We start from the raw sequence: 16,374 nt of genomic DNA on the forward strand, positions 1-16,374 counted from the left end.
GCGGCGATCCCCGTCTGGCCATATCCCCTTGCCCCCTTTCATCGCATCAAAGATACTACCAAAATGATAAGATTTTCCGCTCTTCTGACAGTGCTTTGCAGCCTTGCCCTGCCCCTTCGGGCCGAGGCACCCGTGACGGTCTTTGCCGCCGCCAGCCTGCGCGGCGCGTTGGAGGAGGTCACGGCGGATTTCCCCGCGCCGGTGGTGCTGTCTTATGGCGGCTCAGGCACGATGGCGCGGCAGGTCGCCTCCGGGGCGCCCGCCGATGTGGTCTTGCTGGCCAATAGCGACTGGATGACATGGCTCGCAGATGAAGGCGTGGAGGGGGCCGGGAATGCGCAGATCATCGCCCGCAACCGGCTCGTGCTGATTGCCCCCGCCGACAGCGCCCCACTTGCCGATCCCGCCGAGCTGCCCGCCCGGCTCGGCGCCGAAGGGCGGCTTGCCATGGGGCAACGCGACGCCGTTCCCGCAGGCAGCTATGCCCGTGCATGGCTCACCCATGCGGGGCTTTGGCAACGGCTGCAAAGCCACTTGGCCGAGACCGACAATGTCCGCGCCGCACTGGCCTTGGTCGCGCGGGGCGATGCGCCACTTGGCGTGGTCTATGCCAGCGATGCGCAGGCCGAGCCGGAGGTGCAGACCGTCTACGAGGTCCCTGCCGAGGCCCATGCCCCGATTACCTATCCTGCCGCGGCGCTGACGGCCAAGGGCAAGGCACTGGTCGACTTTCTGACCACCGACGCGGCTCAGGCGATCCTTGTGGACCACGGGTTCCTTCGGGCCGATCATGGATCTTGACGCCGCCGCTTGGGCCGCGCTCTTGCTGTCGTTGCGGGTGGCGAGCGTGGCGATGCTTTGTTCGCTGCCGCTGGCGCTCTGGGTCGCGTGGATTCTCGCCCGGAAAGAGTTTCGCGGCAAAGGCGTGCTGAGCGCGCTGGTCCATCTACCGCTGGTGCTGCCGCCCGTGGTGACGGGCTATCTGCTGCTGCTCAGCTTTGGCCGCAACGCGCCTTTGGGCCGCCTGTTGGAGAGCCTCGGCATTGGTCTTGCCTTTCATTGGACGGGCGCGGTGCTGGCTGCGCTGATCATGGGATTCCCGCTGATGGTTCGCGCCATGCGGCTGGCGATCGAGGCGGTCGACCCCCGGATAGAGGACGCCGCCGCCACCCTCGGCGCGCCGCGCCTCAGCGTATTTTGCCGCGTCACCCTGCCGCTGATCTTTCCCGGCATCCTTGCTGGGGCGGTGATGGGCTTTGCCAAGGCGATGGGCGAATTCGGCGCCACGATCACCTTTGTCGCCAATATCCCCGGTCAGACCCAGACCCTGCCAAGCGCGATCTGGACGGCCCTGCAAGTGCCGGGCGGCGAGAGCCGCGCACTGGCCATGGCGGCGTTGGCCGGTCTGGTGGCGCTCGCTGCCGTGCTGCTCTCCGAAGCCTTGGCACGGCGGGTCGCCAAACGCATTTCGGGGGCGCGCTGATGCTTGAGGTCACGCTGCGCCATGGGTTCGCCGGCTTCGATCTGGACCTGTCTTTCACGACCCAAGGCGGGATTACCGCGCTCTTTGGCCGCTCCGGCGCGGGCAAGACGACGGTGATCAATGCGCTTGCCGGATTGCTGCGCCCCAGTGTCGGGCGCGTGGTACTGGACGGTGAGGTGCTATTGGATACGCAGCGCGGCATCTGGGTGCCGCCGCATCGCCGCAGGCTGGGCTATGTCTTTCAAGACGCGCGGCTTTTTCCTCATCTTGACGTGCGCGGCAACCTGACCTTCGGCGCGCGCTATGCCCCGCGCGGCAGCCAAGGCGCGGGTTTTGCCGATGTCGTGGCGCTTTTGGGGCTTGAGCCCCTGCTCGACCGTGCCCCGGCAACGCTTTCAGGCGGGGAGAAACAGCGCGTCGCCCTTGGTCGCGCCCTGCTGTGCCATCCGCGCATGTTGCTGATGGACGAACCGCTGGCCAGCCTCGACGGTCCGCGCAAGCAAGAGATCCTGCCCTATCTCGAACGGCTCCGCGACGGGGGGTTGGGCCTGCCGATCCTCTACGTCAGCCATGCGGTGGACGAGATCGCCCGCCTCGCCGACCGTTTGGTGCTGATGCAAAGCGGGCGGCTGAAGGCCCAAGGCGCGCTGTTCGATGTGATGGCCGACCCCGCCGCCGTGCCGCTGCTGGGCGTGCGCGAAGCCGGGGCGGTGCTGGAGGCCGATGTCATCGCCCATGCCGAGGATGGGCTTTCGACCCTCGCCGTGCGGGCGGGGCAGTTGGAGCTTCCCGGCGTGCAAGCGCCGGTGGGCGCGCGGGTGCGGCTGCGGGTCTTGGCGCAGGATGTGATCCTGTCGCGCGCGCGGCCCGAGGGGCTGTCTTCGGTCAACATCCTGCCCGTCCGGGTCGAGGCCGTGCATCCGGGCGACGGCCCCGGTGCGGCCATCGCGCTCGACGCAGGCGGAGACCGCCTTTTGGCGCGGGTGACGGCGCGGGCGGTCCGCGACCTTGATCTGCGCGCGGGCATGGGCTGCTATGCCATCCTCAAGGCCACCACCGTGGCCCCGGGCAGCATCGGGCGCTGATCACAGTTTGGGCGGCGTCCTGCCCATTTTCTTGCGTAGGCGGGCGACCAGTTCCTCTTGCGGGATATCCGCCTCTATCGCCAGTTTGCGCAGGCCGAAATGCACATGGGCCATGTCTTGATAATAGCTGGTATAGGCATAATTCGTCGCAGCCCCAGCCACAGCGCCCAGCACCGGCACCGCCTGCGCGGCAAGCTTTTGTCCCAGCACCAGCGCCAGACGCGGGGCCACCCGGGCAATCACCGCATTCATCGCGCGGCCCGTGAGCGCCATGCGCACGGTGAGGAACCCCAGATCGGCGCTATCGTCATCTGCCAAAGGCCCGGCGGCGGTAAAGACATGCACGCAGTCGAATTGCACATTCTCCGCCGAGGGATCGAACCCATGTTCCGCCGCCACCCCTTGGATGACACGCAACAGCAGCGTGGTGGTCACCGGCAGTTCGGCCAATGCGGTCGGCAGCCCCCCGGCCCCGCCTGCGGCGCCCATGGCGGTCGAGACGGCTTGGTTCAGCCAACCCTGCTGGTCTTTCACATAGCTGCGGCTGGAATGGGCGGCCTGCATGGCATGGCCAAGCGCCTTCATCGTCGCCCCTTCAAGGTTGCGGCGCACCACCCCCGGCAAACGGTCGATCAACCCATCCGCACTGCCGCCGATAAGGTTGAGCACATGGATGCCCACGCCACCCGCCTGTTTGTAACGGCGGGCGATCTCATCCAGCCGGGCATCGACATCAATGGTGCTGGGCAGGTTGCTTTCGATCTGCATGGGCGTCCCTCTTTGAGCTTAGGCTCAATGTGGGTCGCGGGCGGGGTAAAATCAATCGTGCCAGCGGCGAACCCTGCCCGTCACCCCGGCCCAAGCCCCCTCGGTCAAGGCGCGGCCCAAGATGCGCGCGGGGTTCGTGGGCGGCGGCATCTCGACCCCTTGCAACAGGGCAAAGCCGAAGCGGTTGTAATAGGGCGCATCGCCCACCAGCATCACCCGTTCCCACCCCAGCGGGGCCGCCTGCGCAAGCGAGGTTTCGATCAGACCCGCGCCCAGCCCTTCGCCCTGCCTTGTGGGGTGCACCGCCACCGGCCCCAGCAAAAGCGCCTTCGCCGCGCCGATGCGCACGGGCCAATAGCGGATCGCCCCGGCCAGAATCCCACCGCTATCGCGCGCCACATGGTTCAGCCCCGCCACCGGCGGCACGCCATCGCGCAGACGGTAAGACGACAACGCCTCGCGCCCCGGCGCGAAACAGGTGTCATAGAGCGCTTCGACCTCCCAATGGTCGGCGGGCACCTCCGGGGTCATCTTGTAAGGCGTCTGATGCAAGGCCGGAGGCTTTCGGGAGCAATTGCGGGTGGCGCTGGACGTAGCATGAGGCTAGCCATGGGTGCAAACCATCAAGGAGTGTACATGTTCTATCGTCCCGAAGACGGCCATGGTCTGCCGCATAACCCGTTCAACGCCATCATCAGCCCCCGCCCAATCGGCTGGATTTCCACCCGCGATGGTCAGGGGCGCTGCAACCTCGCGCCCTATTCTTTTTTCAACGCCGTGGCCTATGTGCCGCCGCAGGTGATGTTCGCCTCGACCAGCGCCAAGGAAGACGTGGACGGCACCAAGGATTCCGTGGCCAACATCCGGGAGACCGGGGTGTTCTGTGTGAACGTGGTGGAATATGCGGCGCGCGACGTGATGAACGTGAGTTCTGCCATGCTGCCTCATGGCGAGGATGAATTTGCCCGCGCCGGGATCGACAAGGCCGAGTGCGAACAGATCGCATGTGCGCGGGTGGCCAATGCGCCGGCCAGTCTTGAGTGCAAGCTGACCCAGGTCGTGCAACTGCCGGGCGAGGCGAATTTCGCGGTTTTCGGTGAGGTCGTGGGCGTGCATATGCGCGACGATTGCGTGGTTGACGGGCGGTTCGACGTGACCCGGTTCCAGCCGCTGTCGCGTCTGGGGTACCGCGATTACACGGTGGTGCGGGATGTATTTGAGTTGAAGCGTCCGGATGATTGAGGGCTGAGGGCCGGAGTCGAGATGCGAGGGCCAGCGCCTGTCCGCGGGTCGGCGATCTAACGGCGCTGCGTGCCACTTTATGGCTCAACCATGATGTGCGGTCCGCAGGCTCGCGCCCAGCCTCTCTTAATCGCCTACCCGTCCGGGCGGGCAGGCGATGGCCCGGCGCCTGCGGCTTGATTCCGGGCCGGTGGCAAACTCGACCAAAAACAAAAAACCCGGCACCTCTCGGCGCCGGGTTTTCCATTCAGTGTCCGCCCAGAACCCCGGTGCGCACATCGTAATCAACCGCCAATTCGTAATCGGGGTCGTCATCGCTATCGACCATCAAATGCCCCGCCTTGTTCAGCAGACGATGACAATCCCGGCTGAGGTGGCGCAGTTGCAGACGTTTGCCCGCGGCCTCGTATTTCGCGGCCATCGCTTCGATCGCCTGAAGCGCGGATTGGTCCACCACCCGGCTGTCGGCGAAATCGACGATCACCACCTCGGGGTCGCTCTCCACGTCGAAAAGCTCGGCAAAGCCGTCGGAAGAGCCGAAGAACAGCGGCCCGTGGATCTCATAGACCTTGGCGCCCTTCTCGGTCACCGATTCCCGCGTGGTCGCGTGGATGCGCCGGGCGTTGTTCCACGCATAGGCCAATGCCGAGACGATCACGCCGACCACAACCGCCACGGCGAGGTCTTCCATCACGGTCACCACGGTCACCAGAATGATGACGAAAGCGTCCATCAGCGGCACTTTGCGCAGGATGGTGAGCGAGTTCCACGCGAAGGTGCCGATCACCACCATGAACATCACGCCCACCAGAGCGGCCAGCGGAATAAGCTCGATCACCGAGGAGCCGACGAGGATGAAAAGCAGCAGGAACACCGCCGCCGCGATCCCGGCGACACGGGTGCGACCGCCAGATTTCACGTTGATCATCGACTGGCCGATCATCGCACAGCCGCCCATGCCGCCGAAGAAACCGGTGACCGTATTGGCCATACCTTGCGCGATACATTCTTGGCTCGCGCCGCCGCGCTTGCCGGTGAGGTCACCAACGAGGTTCAGGGTCAGCAGGCTTTCGATCAGACCGATGGCCGCGAGGATGACGGCATAGGGCAGAATGATCTCAAAGGTCTCCCAAGTCAGCGGCACCATGGGGATATGCAAGCTCGGCAGGCCACCTTGGATCGACGCCAAGTCACCCACCCGCGGCACGTCGAGGCCGAAACCGATCACCACGGCGGCAATCACGCCGATGCCCGCAAGCGGCGCGGGGATGACCTTGGTGATGCGCGGGGTGATCCAGATGATCGCCATGGTCGCCGCCACCAGCGCCAGCATGAGGTAGAGCGGCTGACCCGAAAGCCATTCACCACCGCCCACGCCATGACCGGTGTCGACCATGGTGCCGGGCACTTTGAACTGGCTCATCTGGGCAAGGAAAATCACGATCGCCAGACCGTTGACGAAGCCCAGCATCACCGGATGCGGCACCAGCCGGATGAACTTGCCCCATTGCATGACGCCCGCGAAAATCTGCAACAGCCCCATCAACACGACGGTGGCAAAGAGGTATTCGACCCCGTGCTGCGCCACCAGCGCCACCATGACCACGGCGAGCGCCCCGGTCGCGCCAGAGATCATCCCGGGCCGCCCGCCGATCAGCGCGGTGATGAGGCCCACGAGAAAGGCGGCATAGAGCCCGACCAGCGGGTGCACCCCGGCGACGAAGGCAAAGGCCACCGCCTCGGGCACCAGCGCCAGCGCCACGGTCAGCCCTGACAGCAGTTCGATCCGCAGCCGCCCGATGGAGAAACCGTCATCCGGCATCCAACGCAGATCGGTCACATCGAGGTTCTTGGCGAAATTGTGCAGCGTGGCGCGCATGAGGGCGTCCTTTGACTTTCGGAAAACGGATATAGCGCCCTGACCGCGGATGCGGGGCGCTTTTGGCTGCACCTAGAGGAATTTCGCCGCAAAGAAAAGCGTCTTGGCAATGGGGCCACGGAAGTTGCTGCAATGCAGAAACACTTTCGCCCCCCTCCCCTGACGCAGTCGTGTCTTGCCTCTCGGCAAAAACACTTGATCCCCGTGGCATTCTATGAGGTTCTTTGACCCTTACCCGCAACCATCCAAGGCACAGGCTTACCCCTCATGACAGATACGAAAATCGCCGTGATCGGCGGCTCCGGCATTTACGACATCGACGGGCTTCAGGATGCCGATTGGGTCACCGTGGAGACGCCATGGGGCGCGCCCTCGGATCAAGTGCTGACCGGCACGCTGGATGGGGTCGCCATGGTCTTTCTGCCGCGCCATGGCCGCGGGCATGTGCATACGCCAACCTCTGTCCCCTACCGCGCGAATATCGACGCGCTGAAACGGCTCGGCTGCACGGATGTAATCAGCGTCTCAGCCTGCGGGTCGTTCCGCGAGGAGATGGCCCCGGGCGACTTCGTGATCGTCGACCAATTCATCGACCGCACCATGGCGCGCGAAAAGAGCTTCTTCGGCCCCGGCTGCGTGGCTCATGTCTCGGTCGCCCACCCGACCTGTCCGCGCTTGGGGGACGCCTGCGAGACCGCAGCACGAGACGCGGGCATCAACGTCCACCGGGGCGGCACCTATCTGGCGATGGAGGGGCCGCAATTCTCGACGCTCGCGGAATCCAAGATGTACCGCGACAGCTGGGGGGCGGATGTGATCGGCATGACCAATATGCCCGAGGCGAAACTCGCCCGCGAGGCGGAGCTTTGCTATGCCAGTGTCGCGATGATCACCGATTACGACAGCTGGCACCCGGACCACGGCGAGGTGGATGTGACGCAGATCATCGCCACGCTGATGGGCAACGCTGACAAGGGCCGCGCCATGGTCTCGCGCCTGCCCGCGCTTCTGGGGGCCGAGCGCGCGCCCTGCCCGCACGGCTGTGACCGGGCGCTGGAATTTGCGATCCTGACCCAGCCGGATGCGCGGGATCCGGAATTGCTGGCCAAGCTGGATGCGGTGGCGGGGCGGATGCTTTGACCGCGGGCGGCGGCTTTTCTTGGCTGAGTGCGGAAGGTATTTAAGAAAGGATGAAGGGAGGGGGGTGGCGCCCCTTCTCGGATGTTGAGCGGCGGGCGCAGATGGGGGGTTCGCCCGGGCGGCGCGTTGCGCTAAGACGGGTCCGGTCAAACACGCGGAAGGGCGGCATGAAACAGGTTCAGGACTATATTCGCACGATCGTAGATTTCCCTCATGAGGGGATCATGTTTCGTGACGTGACAACGCTTTTTGCCGATCCGCGCGGGTTTCGCATGGCGATCGACCAGATGCTGCACCCCTATGCGGGGATTGCGATTGATAAAGTCGTGGGGCTGGAGGCGCGGGGCTTTATTCTTGGCGGGGCGATTGCGCATCAGCTGAGCGTGGGTTTCGTGCCGATCCGCAAGAAAGGCAAGCTGCCCGGCACGGTGATCAGTCAGGACTATCAGCTTGAGTATGGCGAGGCCATTGTCGAGTTGCATGACGATGCGATCAAACCGGGCGAAAAGGTTCTGGTTGTGGATGATCTTTTGGCCACCGGCGGCACGGCGGAGGCCGGGATCAAACTGATCGAGCGTTTGGGCGGCGAGATCGTCTCTTGCGCCTTTATCATTGACCTGCCCGAGTTGGGCGGGCGCAAGCGGTTGGAAGCACTTGGCAAAGAGGTCCATGCGCTCTGCGCTTTCGACGGGCTTTAAGCCCTTAGGACGGCGCCGGGGTTCATGATGCCTTGAGGGTCGAGCGCCGTTTTGATGGCGCGCATGGCGGTGAGTTTGGCGGGGTCGCCGTAGCGTTCGAGGTCGTCGACTTTGATGCGGCCCACGCCATGTTCCGCGCTGAATGAGCCGCCGAGGTCGTGGACGAGGTCGTGCACCAGACGTTTCACGGCGTCGCGCTTGTCTTCGTAATCGGCGCGGCTTTTGCCCTTTGCGGGGAAGACGTTGTAGTGCAGGTTGCCGTCTCCGACATGGCCGAAACAGTTGATGCGGAAATCGCCGAGGGCGTTCAGCGCTTTGGTAGCGCGGGTGATGAATTCGGGGATCGCGCCGAGGGGCACCGAGATGTCATGGCTGGAGACCGAGCCGATCAGGCGGTTGGCCTCGGGGATGGTTTCGCGGATGGTCCAGAAGTCTTGGGCCTGTTGGGCGTTCTGGGCGATGAGGCCGTCGGAGACGAGGCCCGCGTCGAGGGCGGCGGCGAAGAGGGCCTCTAGGGCGGCGTCGGTATCGATCTCTCCGGGGGTGCCGATGTCGATCAGGACGCACCATTGCGGGGTTTCGGCGAAAGGTTGGCGGATGTTGGGCAGGGTTTCGTTAAGGAAATCGAAACCTCTTCGGTGCATCAATTCGAAAGCGCTGATCATTTCGCCCAAGTGATCGCGCGCGAGGGAGAGGAGCGCCAATGCGGCGGCGGGGCTCTCGACCACCATGAGCGCGGTGCCGCTGCGGGCGGGGCGCGCGTAGAGCTTGAGGGCCGCGGCGGTGATCACGCCGAGGGTGCCTTCGGCGCCGATCAGCAGGTTGCGCAGATCGTAGCCGGTGTTGTTTTTGCGCAGGCGGGTCAGCCCGTGCCAGATTTGGCCGTCAGGCAGGACGGCTTCGAGGCCGAGGCAGAGGTCGCGGGCATTGCCGTAGCGCAGCACGCCGGTGCCGCCTGCGTTGGTCGAAAGCGTGCCGCCGATGCGCGCGGTGCCCTCGGCGGCGAGAGACAGGGGGAAGAGGCGGTTTCCCTCTTCGGCGGCGGTTTGGACATCGGCGAGGATCGTGCCTGCTTCGGCGACCAGCACATTCTCTTCGGGCAGGACGGCCCGGATGCGGTTCATGCGTTCGAGGGAGAGGATGAGCGGTGCGGGACCATCGCTGCTGATCTGGCCGCCGACAAGCCCGGTGCCGCCGCCATAGGGCACGACCGGCACGCGGGCGGCATGGGCGGCGCGGATCAGGGTGGCGACCTCTTCGGTGCTGCGCGGCAGGGCCAAGACGCCCCCCTGCCCCGCGTAGCGGCCGCGGGGTTCTTCGAGGTAGCGCTGCTCGGGATCGCGCAGCACATCGTCTGGCAGTTGCGCGCGCAGGGTGTCGATGAAGGCGGTGTCGGCGGGGTTCAGTGTCATGGGCCTTTGATCCTGCGCGGGGCGCGCAGATGCAAGGGCAAAGCGCCGGACCGGCGGGGAGAATGCGAGGCGATCATGCCCCGGCGATGCTTATGTTGTCAGCGAAGCGTTTCGCCTTGAGGCTTAGCCTACGTCCGTGCGGCCGCGCCGGTCTTTTCGGAGAGAAGCGTAGAGCACATGGGTCCGCCAGCGGCCATCGATTTGCAGATAGCTCTGCGCGACGCCCTCGTATTTGAAGCCCGCCTTTTCGAGCAGGCCGCGGGAGGCTTGGTTTTCGGGCAGGCAGGCGGCCTCGATGCGCGACAGGTCGAGGCGGGTGAAGGCCTGATGCACCGTCGCTTCGATCGCCTCGCGCATGTAGCCTTGGCGGGCAAAGGGTTCGCCCGTCCAATAGCCCAGGGTGCCGGATTGAGCCGGCCCGCGACGGATGTTGTCGAGGGTGATCGCACCGACGAGGTTTTGGTCGCTGCGCCGGATGAGAAAGAGCGGCATGGCGTTACCCGAGGAGACCGAGCGCTGCGCCCAGTAGACACGGTTTGTAAAAGCCTTGCGGGTCAAATGATCCTCGGCCCATGTCGGCTCCCACGGGCGCAGGTAGTCGTTGCTGGCGCGGCGCAGGGCGGCCCAGGCGCGGAAGTCGGCGTGGATCGGCGGGCGCAGGGTCAGCCGTTCCGTTTCAATCCGCAGTTTGCGTCGCCCCAGCATCAGGCGGCGCGTCTGTTGTGAAGGTCGTCCAGCGTCGGGGCGGCGTGGACCGGACCGTAGAGCGCGAGAGCCGCAGGGGCTTGCGTGGCCATGCGTTCGGCGAAATCGCGCACGTCGCCGGTGGTCACCGCGTCGATCTGCGCGACGGTTTCTTCCAGCGGCGGCACGCGGTCCCAGATCTGGATCAGCCGGGCAAGACGTTCGGCACGGTTGGAGGGGCTTTCCAGCCCCATGAGCAGCCCGGCTTTCATCTGCGCCCGGGCGCGGGCGACTTCGGCGGGCGACATGTCGGAGGCGGCGCGCTTCATCTCGTCGATGGTGATATTGGCCAGTTCGGGAAGCTGCTCGGCGCTGGTGCCAGCGTAGATCGTGGTCATGCCGGTGTCGGCATAGGCGCCTGCTTGGGCGAAGATCGTGTAGCAGAGGCCGCGGTTCTCGCGGATTTCTTGGAACAGGCGCGACGACATGCCACCGCCCAAGGCAGAGGCGTAGATTTGCGCGATGTAGATGTCGTCGGAGCGGTAGCCGGGGCTTTCAAAGCCAAGCGCGAAATGCGCCTGTTCCAGCTGTTTGACCTGTCGATATTCGCCGCCCCCGAAACGGGCGCTGTCGATCTGGTAGAGCGTCTTGGCGGGCATGTCGCCAAAGAGGCTTTCGGCGAGCTTGACGATTCTGTCGTGGTCCACCGCACCGGCAGCCGAAAGGATCATCTGCTCCGGCCCGTAGTGATCGGCGATGAAACGTTGCAAATCATCGCGCGAGAAGGCGGAGACCCGCTCGCTCGGCCCAAGGATCGTGCGACCGATGGGCTGATCCGGGTAGGCCTGCTCTTGCAGCCAGTCGAAAATCACATCGTCGGGCGTGTCGAGCGCTTGGCCGATCTCTTGCAGGATCACGCCGCGTTCGACTTCGACTTCCGAAGGGTCCAGTACCGGGTTGCGCAGAATGTCGGCGATCACGTCGAGGCCGAGCGCCACGTCATTTTCCAACACGCGGGCATAATAGGCGGTGACTTCGCGCGAGGTATAGGCGTTGATATAGCCGCCCACATCCTCAATCGCCTCGGCGATTTGCAGCGAAGAACGGGTCGCGGTGCCTTTGAACGCCATATGTTCGAGGAAATGCGCGATGCCATTTTGCTGCGGCGTCTCATGCCGCGCGCCTGCGTTGACCCAGACGCCGATGGCGGAGGAGGCAAGCCCCTCCATATGCTCGGTAACGATGCGAAAGCCGTTGGGCAATGTGGTCTGTTGTAGGCTCACGCGGAGAGGTTTCCTTTGATATGCGCTTTGAGCGCGTCGAGGTCGTTAGGCAGCCGGGTGAAACGTTCTTCCCGGTCGAAAAGGTCCGCCATACGGGGCGGCAGGCCCGGGCGGATGCCAGTGGCGGCTTCGACCGCGTCGGGGAATTTTGCCGGATGGGCGGTGGCCAGCGTGACCATCGGCGTGGCCGGATCGCGCAGATCATCCGCGACCTTCACGCCGACGGCGGAATGCGGGCAGAGCAGCTCACCCGTGGTGCGCCGGCGGTCAGCGATGGTGGCGGTGGTTTCCTCTTCGGAGACGCGGCCCGAGCGGTAGATGTCTTGCAGCGCTTGCATCGCCCCTTGAGAGACGTCGAAACCGCCCTTCCCCAATTCGTCCATCAACTGCGCCACGGCACCGGCGTCGCGATCATAGGCATCAAAGAGGGCGCGTTCGAAATTCGAGGAGACCTGAATGTCCATCGAGGGGCTGATCGAGGGGGTCACACTCCCCTTGTGATAGCCTTGGCCCGAGAGGCAGCGGTGCAGGATGTCGTTCTGGTTCGTGGCAACGACCAGATCGGCGATGGGCAGGCCCATGCGCTTGGCGATATAGCCTGCGAAAATGTCGCCGAAATTGCCGGTGGGCACGGTGAAGCTGATCTCACGCAGGGGCGCGCCAAGGCTCGTAGCGGCGGTGAAGTAATAGACCACCTGCGCCAGCACCCGGCCCCAGTTGATCGAATTCACCCCTGCCAGCCGCACGGTATCGCGGAAGTCGAAATCGTTGAACATGTCCTTAAGGCGCGCTTGGCAATCGTCGAAATCACCGTCGATGGCCAGCGCGTGCACGTTGGATTCCGCGGGCGTGGTCATCTGGCGGCGCTGCACGTCAGACACGCGGCCATGAGGGTAGAGGATGAAGACGTCGACATTGTCGAGCCCCTTGAAGGCTTCGATCGCGGCGGAGCCGGTGTCACCCGAGGTGGCGCCCACGATGGTCACCCGCTCGCCCTTGCGGCCCAAGGCGGCCTGGAACATCTGGCCGATGAGCTGCATGGCGAAGTCCTTGAAGGCCAGCGTCGGCCCGTGGAAGAGTTCCAGCAGGAAATGGTTCGGGGCGAGTTGCACCATCGGCGCGCGGGCGGTGTGGCCGAAGCCTGCGTAAGCGCGGGCGATGATGGCGCGGAATTCTGCGTCGGTGAAAGTGTCACCGATGAAGGGGCGCATGACGGTGAAGGCGACCTCTTCGTAGCTTTGGCCCTGCATGGCCGCGATCTGTTCCGCGCTCAGCGTCGGGATCGTTTCGGGGACGTAGAGGCCGCCGTCACGGGCAAGGCCGGTCAGCATTGCCTCTTCGAAGGACAGAACAGGGGCGGAGCCACGGGTAGAGATATAGCGCATAGGGTCAGTCGACTTTCGGCGTTGCAGGGGCGCGGCGGCGGCGCAGGAAAAGGACGGTCATCGCCAGCCAGATGGCGGCGAGGGAAAACCAGGTGATCGCATATTGCAAGTGATCGTTGGGGATGCGGGCGGTATCGACGGGCAGCGGGGTGATCTTTGGGTCCGGCCCGGCGCCTTCGCGCATGACGATCAAAAGCGGTTCGGTGTCGAGGGTTTCGGCCATGACCTCAACATCGCGGGCGAACCAGATGTTGCGATCCGTGTCGGCCTCGGGTGTGAAACTGTCGACCTCCTGAGGCCATTGCAGGTTGCCGGTCAGAGTGGCGGTGCCTGCGGGGGCGATGGCGTCTTTGTTCGATGTGGCGGTAAAGCCGAGGTCGATGAGCACGCGCCGCCCGCCTTCCAGCGCCATAGGCGCGATGACGCGGTAGCCCGCCCCTTTCTGCTTTTGGCTGACCAGTACATGCAGCGCCTGCCCCCCGATCTCTCCGCTGACGGTGACGGGCAGATAGGCGTCGGCTTCCGGGTCAGGATCGGCGGGCAAGGCGACGGGCGTGGCGGCGATGCGGTTGTTGATGTCGGCGATGATCGCCTCTTTCCACGCCAGCCGCTGCACCTGCCAGACCCCGAGTGCGACGAGGATGGCTGCCCCGCCAAGGCCGACGATGATGAAGAACAGGCTGCGCCGCATTCGAATCTCTCTGGCTGAAACGACAAACGCGCGAAGAGGGCTTCGCGCGTTTGGGTTTTACGGGTGTGGGGCGCGGATGCAACCCCGCCCTATGTTCAGGGCTGGCCCCACATGTAGACGGCGAAGAAGAGGAACAGCCAGACCACGTCAACGAAGTGCCAGTACCACGCTGCCGCCTCGAAGCCGACATGGCGTTCGGGGGTGAAGTGGCCGCGCATGGCGCGCAGCAGGCAAACGAAGAGGAAGATCGTGCCGATGATCACGTGGAAACCGTGGAAGCCGGTCGCCATGAAGAAGCTGGAGAAATACATGTCGCCGCCGAATGTCCAATCGTCATGGACCAGCAGTTCATAGTATTCGTAAGCCTGCAGCGCAGTGAAGAGCACGCCGAGGATCACCGCGATGGTCAGGCCCGAGATCAGGTCTTTGCGGTTGTTTTCATGGGCCAGCGCATGGTGCGCCCATGTCACGGCACAGCCCGACAGCAGCAGAACCAGCGTGTTGATCAGCGGCAGGTGGAAGGCGTCGACCGCGTGAATGTCGGGCTGGACGTATTCCGTGCCGACATATTCATACATCGGATAAAGGGCCTGTTTGAAGAAGGACCAGAACCACGCGACGAAGAACATGACTTCGGACATGATGAAGAGGATGAAACCATAGCGCAGGCCGATGCGCACCACGCCGGTGTGATCGCCCACTTCGCTTTCGGAGACCACTTCGGCCCACCATCCGAACATGACGTAGAGGGTGGCCACCAGACCGCCCAAGAAGACGAAGGGGGTCATCCCGTGCATCCACAGGACAGCGCCCGCCAGCATGACAAATCCGCCTACCGACCCCAGCAGCGGCCAGGTCGAGGGGGGGAGAATATGGTAGTCGTGGTTTTTTGCATGGGCCATGGTTGCGGGTCCCTCACCTTTGTTCAATCAGGTCGTTAATTGGTTGTTGTGGCGCTGTCCTGATCAAGGGCGGCATAGCCCTCGGGCAGGTCAATTTCGTAGAATGTATAGGACAGAGTGATGGTATGTACAAACTTCCCATCACGGTCTTCGACCATTTCCGGGTCGACGAAAAAGCTTACCGGCATCTGCACGCGCTCGCCTGGGGCCAGCACCTGTTCGGTAAAGCAAAAGCAGTCGATCTTCTCGAAGAAGGCCCCGGCGGTATACGGGGTGACGTTATAGCTCGCCTGCCCCGCCACCGGTTTGTCGGTCGGGTTGTACGCCTCGTAAAAGGCCAACCCGGTCTCGCCGATGCGGATCTCCATTTCGCGGACCACGGGTTTGAATTCCCACGGCATACCGTCGTTCAGGGAGCCGTCGAAACGGACCTTGACCGTCTTATCCAGCACGTCGGCGCTGGCGGCAGAGACCTGCCCCGGCGTGCCGCCAAAGCCGGTGACGCGGCAGAACCAGTCGTAAAACGGCACCGACGCCCAGGCGAGCCCGCCCATGAGCACCACCACGCCGACGGTTTGCATCACTGTTTTCTGAGGACCGGAAAGCGCCATTACTGTGTCACCTCGCGTTGCTCCGGGGGGAGTTCGAAATCGGTCTGGGTGATCTTGACGTAGGTCAGCGCCATGATCAGCACCACGAAAGCGCCCAGCATCAGGCCCACGCCGATGTTGCGGCCGCGGCGGCGATTGTGCAGCTCATGCTCGGGTCGGATGCCCATTACCAGCCTCCCAAGCCAAAGGTGCGCAGGGCCGCTTCGCCCAGGATCGCGCCGAAGTGCAAGAAGAGATAGGCCAGCGACAGGCGGAAGAACTTGCGCTCTTCGGCATAGTCGTCACCCTCGGCCATGACCTCATCCCGCTTCCAGATACGGTAGGCCCCCAAGAGGAAAGCCGCGTTCAGCACCAGCGCCACGGCGAAGTAGAAGATGCCGCCGATGGCAGTGAAGGCCGTGCCGATGGCCAGTGCAGCCAGAAGGACGGTGTAGACGAAGATATGCAGGCGCGTGGCCGGACGGCCATGGGTCACGGTCAGCATCGGCACCTTGGCATCGTCGTAGTCCGAGCGCATGAAGAGCGCCAGCGCCCAGAAATGCGGCGGGGTCCACATGAAGATCAGCGCGAACATCAGCCATGCCTCTACCGAGAAGCTGCCAGTGGCGGCGACCCAGCCAATCACCGGCGGGAAGGCCCCCGCGGCACCGCCGATGACGATGTTCTGCGGCGTCAGCCGTTTGAGCCACATGGTATAGAAGACGGCGTAGAAGAGGATGGTAAAAAGCAGCATCCCCCCCGCCAGCAGGTTGGTCGCCAGCGCCAGCATCATCACCGACAGACCCGAGAGCGCGACGCCAAGCGTCAGCGCCTCACCGGGTTGGACCCGGCCCGAGGGGATCGGGCGCCCGCGCGTGCGGCGCATCACCGCATCGATATCGGCGTCCCACCACATGTTCAGCGCGCCCGAGGCACCGCCGCCGATGGCGATGAACAGGATCGCGCAAAAGCCGATGACGGGATTGACCGAAACCGGCGCGGCCAACAGCCCCACGAAGGCCGTGAAGACGACCAACGACATGACGCGCGGTTTCAGCAGGGCGAAGTAATCCCCCAGCTGCGCGTCGTATTCACTTGTTGGCGTATTGGTGATGTCAGTCATCCCGAACCT

The 16,374-nt window shown here is 64.4% G+C and carries 18 protein-coding genes; 6 read left to right on the forward strand and 12 right to left on the reverse strand.

Translation table 11 applies throughout. The features are described from left to right. The first annotated feature begins 63 nt into the window (after window positions 1–63). Genes modA through modC form a run of 3 tightly spaced genes read left to right on the forward strand, consistent with a single transcriptional unit; the run spans window position 64 to window position 2,568 of the window. On the forward strand, window positions 64–801 hold the full coding sequence (modA, locus tag ACGYK4_RS01855; protein ID WP_394454868.1) for a molybdate ABC transporter substrate-binding protein: 738 nt from the start codon (window positions 64–66) through the stop codon (window positions 799–801). Further along, window positions 791–1,483 (forward strand): molybdate ABC transporter permease subunit, encoded by a 693-nt coding sequence (gene modB, locus ACGYK4_RS01860; RefSeq protein ID WP_394454870.1) that lies wholly within the window; start codon window positions 791–793, stop codon window positions 1,481–1,483. The genes modA and modB overlap by 11 nt, the downstream gene beginning before the upstream one ends. Beyond that, window positions 1,483–2,568 carry a molybdenum ABC transporter ATP-binding protein gene (gene modC / locus ACGYK4_RS01865; protein ID WP_394454871.1) on the forward strand — a complete coding sequence of 362 codons (1,086 nt, stop codon included), beginning with the start codon at window positions 1,483–1,485 and terminating at the stop codon, window positions 2,566–2,568. The genes modB and modC overlap by 1 nt, the downstream gene beginning before the upstream one ends. Here the strand turns inward: modC and ACGYK4_RS01870 are convergent, their stop codons facing one another. Both ACGYK4_RS01870 and ACGYK4_RS01875 read right to left on the reverse strand, forming a co-directional pair. Then, a complete protein-coding gene (locus ACGYK4_RS01870) occupies window positions 2,569–3,336 on the reverse strand; it encodes an EcsC family protein (RefSeq protein ID WP_394410133.1) in 768 nt (255 codons plus the stop codon). A gap of 51 nt (window positions 3,337–3,387) precedes the next feature. Then, the gene (locus ACGYK4_RS01875) at window positions 3,388–3,867 is read right to left on the reverse strand and encodes a GNAT family N-acetyltransferase (protein WP_394455106.1); all 480 of its coding nucleotides are present in this window, start codon (window positions 3,865–3,867) and stop codon (window positions 3,388–3,390) included. Window positions 3,868–3,972: 105 nt separating this feature from the next. Here ACGYK4_RS01875 and ACGYK4_RS01880 point away from each other — a divergent pair, with 105 nt between their 5' ends. Further along, window positions 3,973–4,578, forward strand: a complete 606-nt coding sequence (locus ACGYK4_RS01880) for a flavin reductase family protein (protein ID WP_394454872.1) — start codon at window positions 3,973–3,975, stop codon at window positions 4,576–4,578. A gap of 247 nt (window positions 4,579–4,825) precedes the next feature. Here ACGYK4_RS01880 and ACGYK4_RS01885 read toward each other — a convergent pair whose 3' ends face one another. After that, a complete protein-coding gene (locus ACGYK4_RS01885; protein WP_394454874.1) occupies window positions 4,826–6,457 on the reverse strand; it encodes a SulP family inorganic anion transporter in 1,632 nt (543 codons plus the stop codon). A gap of 267 nt (window positions 6,458–6,724) precedes the next feature. On the opposite strand from ACGYK4_RS01885, the gene ACGYK4_RS01890 reads away from it, so the two are divergent. Both ACGYK4_RS01890 and ACGYK4_RS01895 read left to right on the forward strand, forming a co-directional pair. Next, window positions 6,725–7,597 carry an S-methyl-5'-thioadenosine phosphorylase gene (locus ACGYK4_RS01890; protein ID WP_271688012.1) on the forward strand — a complete coding sequence of 291 codons (873 nt, stop codon included), beginning with the start codon at window positions 6,725–6,727 and terminating at the stop codon, window positions 7,595–7,597. Window positions 7,598–7,764: 167 nt separating this feature from the next. Further along, the gene (locus tag ACGYK4_RS01895) at window positions 7,765–8,295 is read left to right on the forward strand and encodes an adenine phosphoribosyltransferase (RefSeq protein WP_067267801.1); all 531 of its coding nucleotides are present in this window, start codon (window positions 7,765–7,767) and stop codon (window positions 8,293–8,295) included. On the opposite strand, the gene ACGYK4_RS01900 is transcribed toward ACGYK4_RS01895, so the two are convergent. From ACGYK4_RS01900 to cyoE, 9 genes are all read right to left on the reverse strand, one after another. Beyond that, window positions 8,292–9,707 carry an FAD-binding oxidoreductase gene (locus ACGYK4_RS01900; RefSeq protein ID WP_394454875.1) on the reverse strand — a complete coding sequence of 472 codons (1,416 nt, stop codon included), beginning with the start codon at window positions 9,705–9,707 and terminating at the stop codon, window positions 8,292–8,294. The genes ACGYK4_RS01895 and ACGYK4_RS01900 overlap by 4 nt on opposite strands. Window positions 9,708–9,830: 123 nt before the next feature. Beyond that, window positions 9,831–10,415, reverse strand: a complete 585-nt coding sequence (locus ACGYK4_RS01905; protein ID WP_067267819.1) for a GNAT family N-acetyltransferase — start codon at window positions 10,413–10,415, stop codon at window positions 9,831–9,833. Next, a complete protein-coding gene (locus ACGYK4_RS01910; RefSeq protein ID WP_394454877.1) occupies window positions 10,412–11,674 on the reverse strand; it encodes a M16 family metallopeptidase in 1,263 nt (420 codons plus the stop codon). The genes ACGYK4_RS01905 and ACGYK4_RS01910 overlap by 4 nt, the downstream gene beginning before the upstream one ends. Further along, a complete protein-coding gene (gene thrC / locus ACGYK4_RS01915) occupies window positions 11,671–13,059 on the reverse strand; it encodes a threonine synthase (RefSeq protein WP_394454879.1) in 1,389 nt (462 codons plus the stop codon). The genes ACGYK4_RS01910 and thrC overlap by 4 nt, the downstream gene beginning before the upstream one ends. A gap of 4 nt (window positions 13,060–13,063) precedes the next feature. Beyond that, window positions 13,064–13,750 carry an SURF1 family protein gene (locus ACGYK4_RS01920; protein WP_394416709.1) on the reverse strand — a complete coding sequence of 229 codons (687 nt, stop codon included), beginning with the start codon at window positions 13,748–13,750 and terminating at the stop codon, window positions 13,064–13,066. 95 nt (window positions 13,751–13,845) lie between these two features. Continuing rightward, window positions 13,846–14,652, reverse strand: coding sequence for a cytochrome c oxidase subunit 3 (locus ACGYK4_RS01925; RefSeq protein ID WP_271688018.1), 807 nt, complete (start codon window positions 14,650–14,652; stop codon window positions 13,846–13,848). Between the two features lie 35 nt (window positions 14,653–14,687). Next, a complete protein-coding gene (locus tag ACGYK4_RS01930; protein ID WP_394410158.1) occupies window positions 14,688–15,263 on the reverse strand; it encodes a cytochrome c oxidase assembly protein in 576 nt (191 codons plus the stop codon). After that, on the reverse strand, window positions 15,263–15,430 hold the full coding sequence (locus ACGYK4_RS01935) for a cytochrome C oxidase assembly protein (RefSeq protein WP_271688021.1): 168 nt from the start codon (window positions 15,428–15,430) through the stop codon (window positions 15,263–15,265). Before ACGYK4_RS01935 ends, ACGYK4_RS01930 begins: the two co-directional genes overlap by 1 nt. Then, on the reverse strand, window positions 15,430–16,365 hold the full coding sequence (gene cyoE / locus ACGYK4_RS01940; protein ID WP_067267787.1) for a heme o synthase: 936 nt from the start codon (window positions 16,363–16,365) through the stop codon (window positions 15,430–15,432). Before cyoE ends, ACGYK4_RS01935 begins: the two co-directional genes overlap by 1 nt. Window positions 16,366–16,374: the final 9 nt, after the last annotated feature.

It is taken from the genome of Sulfitobacter sp. 1A13368 (assembly GCF_043557275.1).
GTDB classification, from domain to species: Bacteria; Pseudomonadota; Alphaproteobacteria; order Rhodobacterales; family Rhodobacteraceae; genus Sulfitobacter; species Sulfitobacter faviae.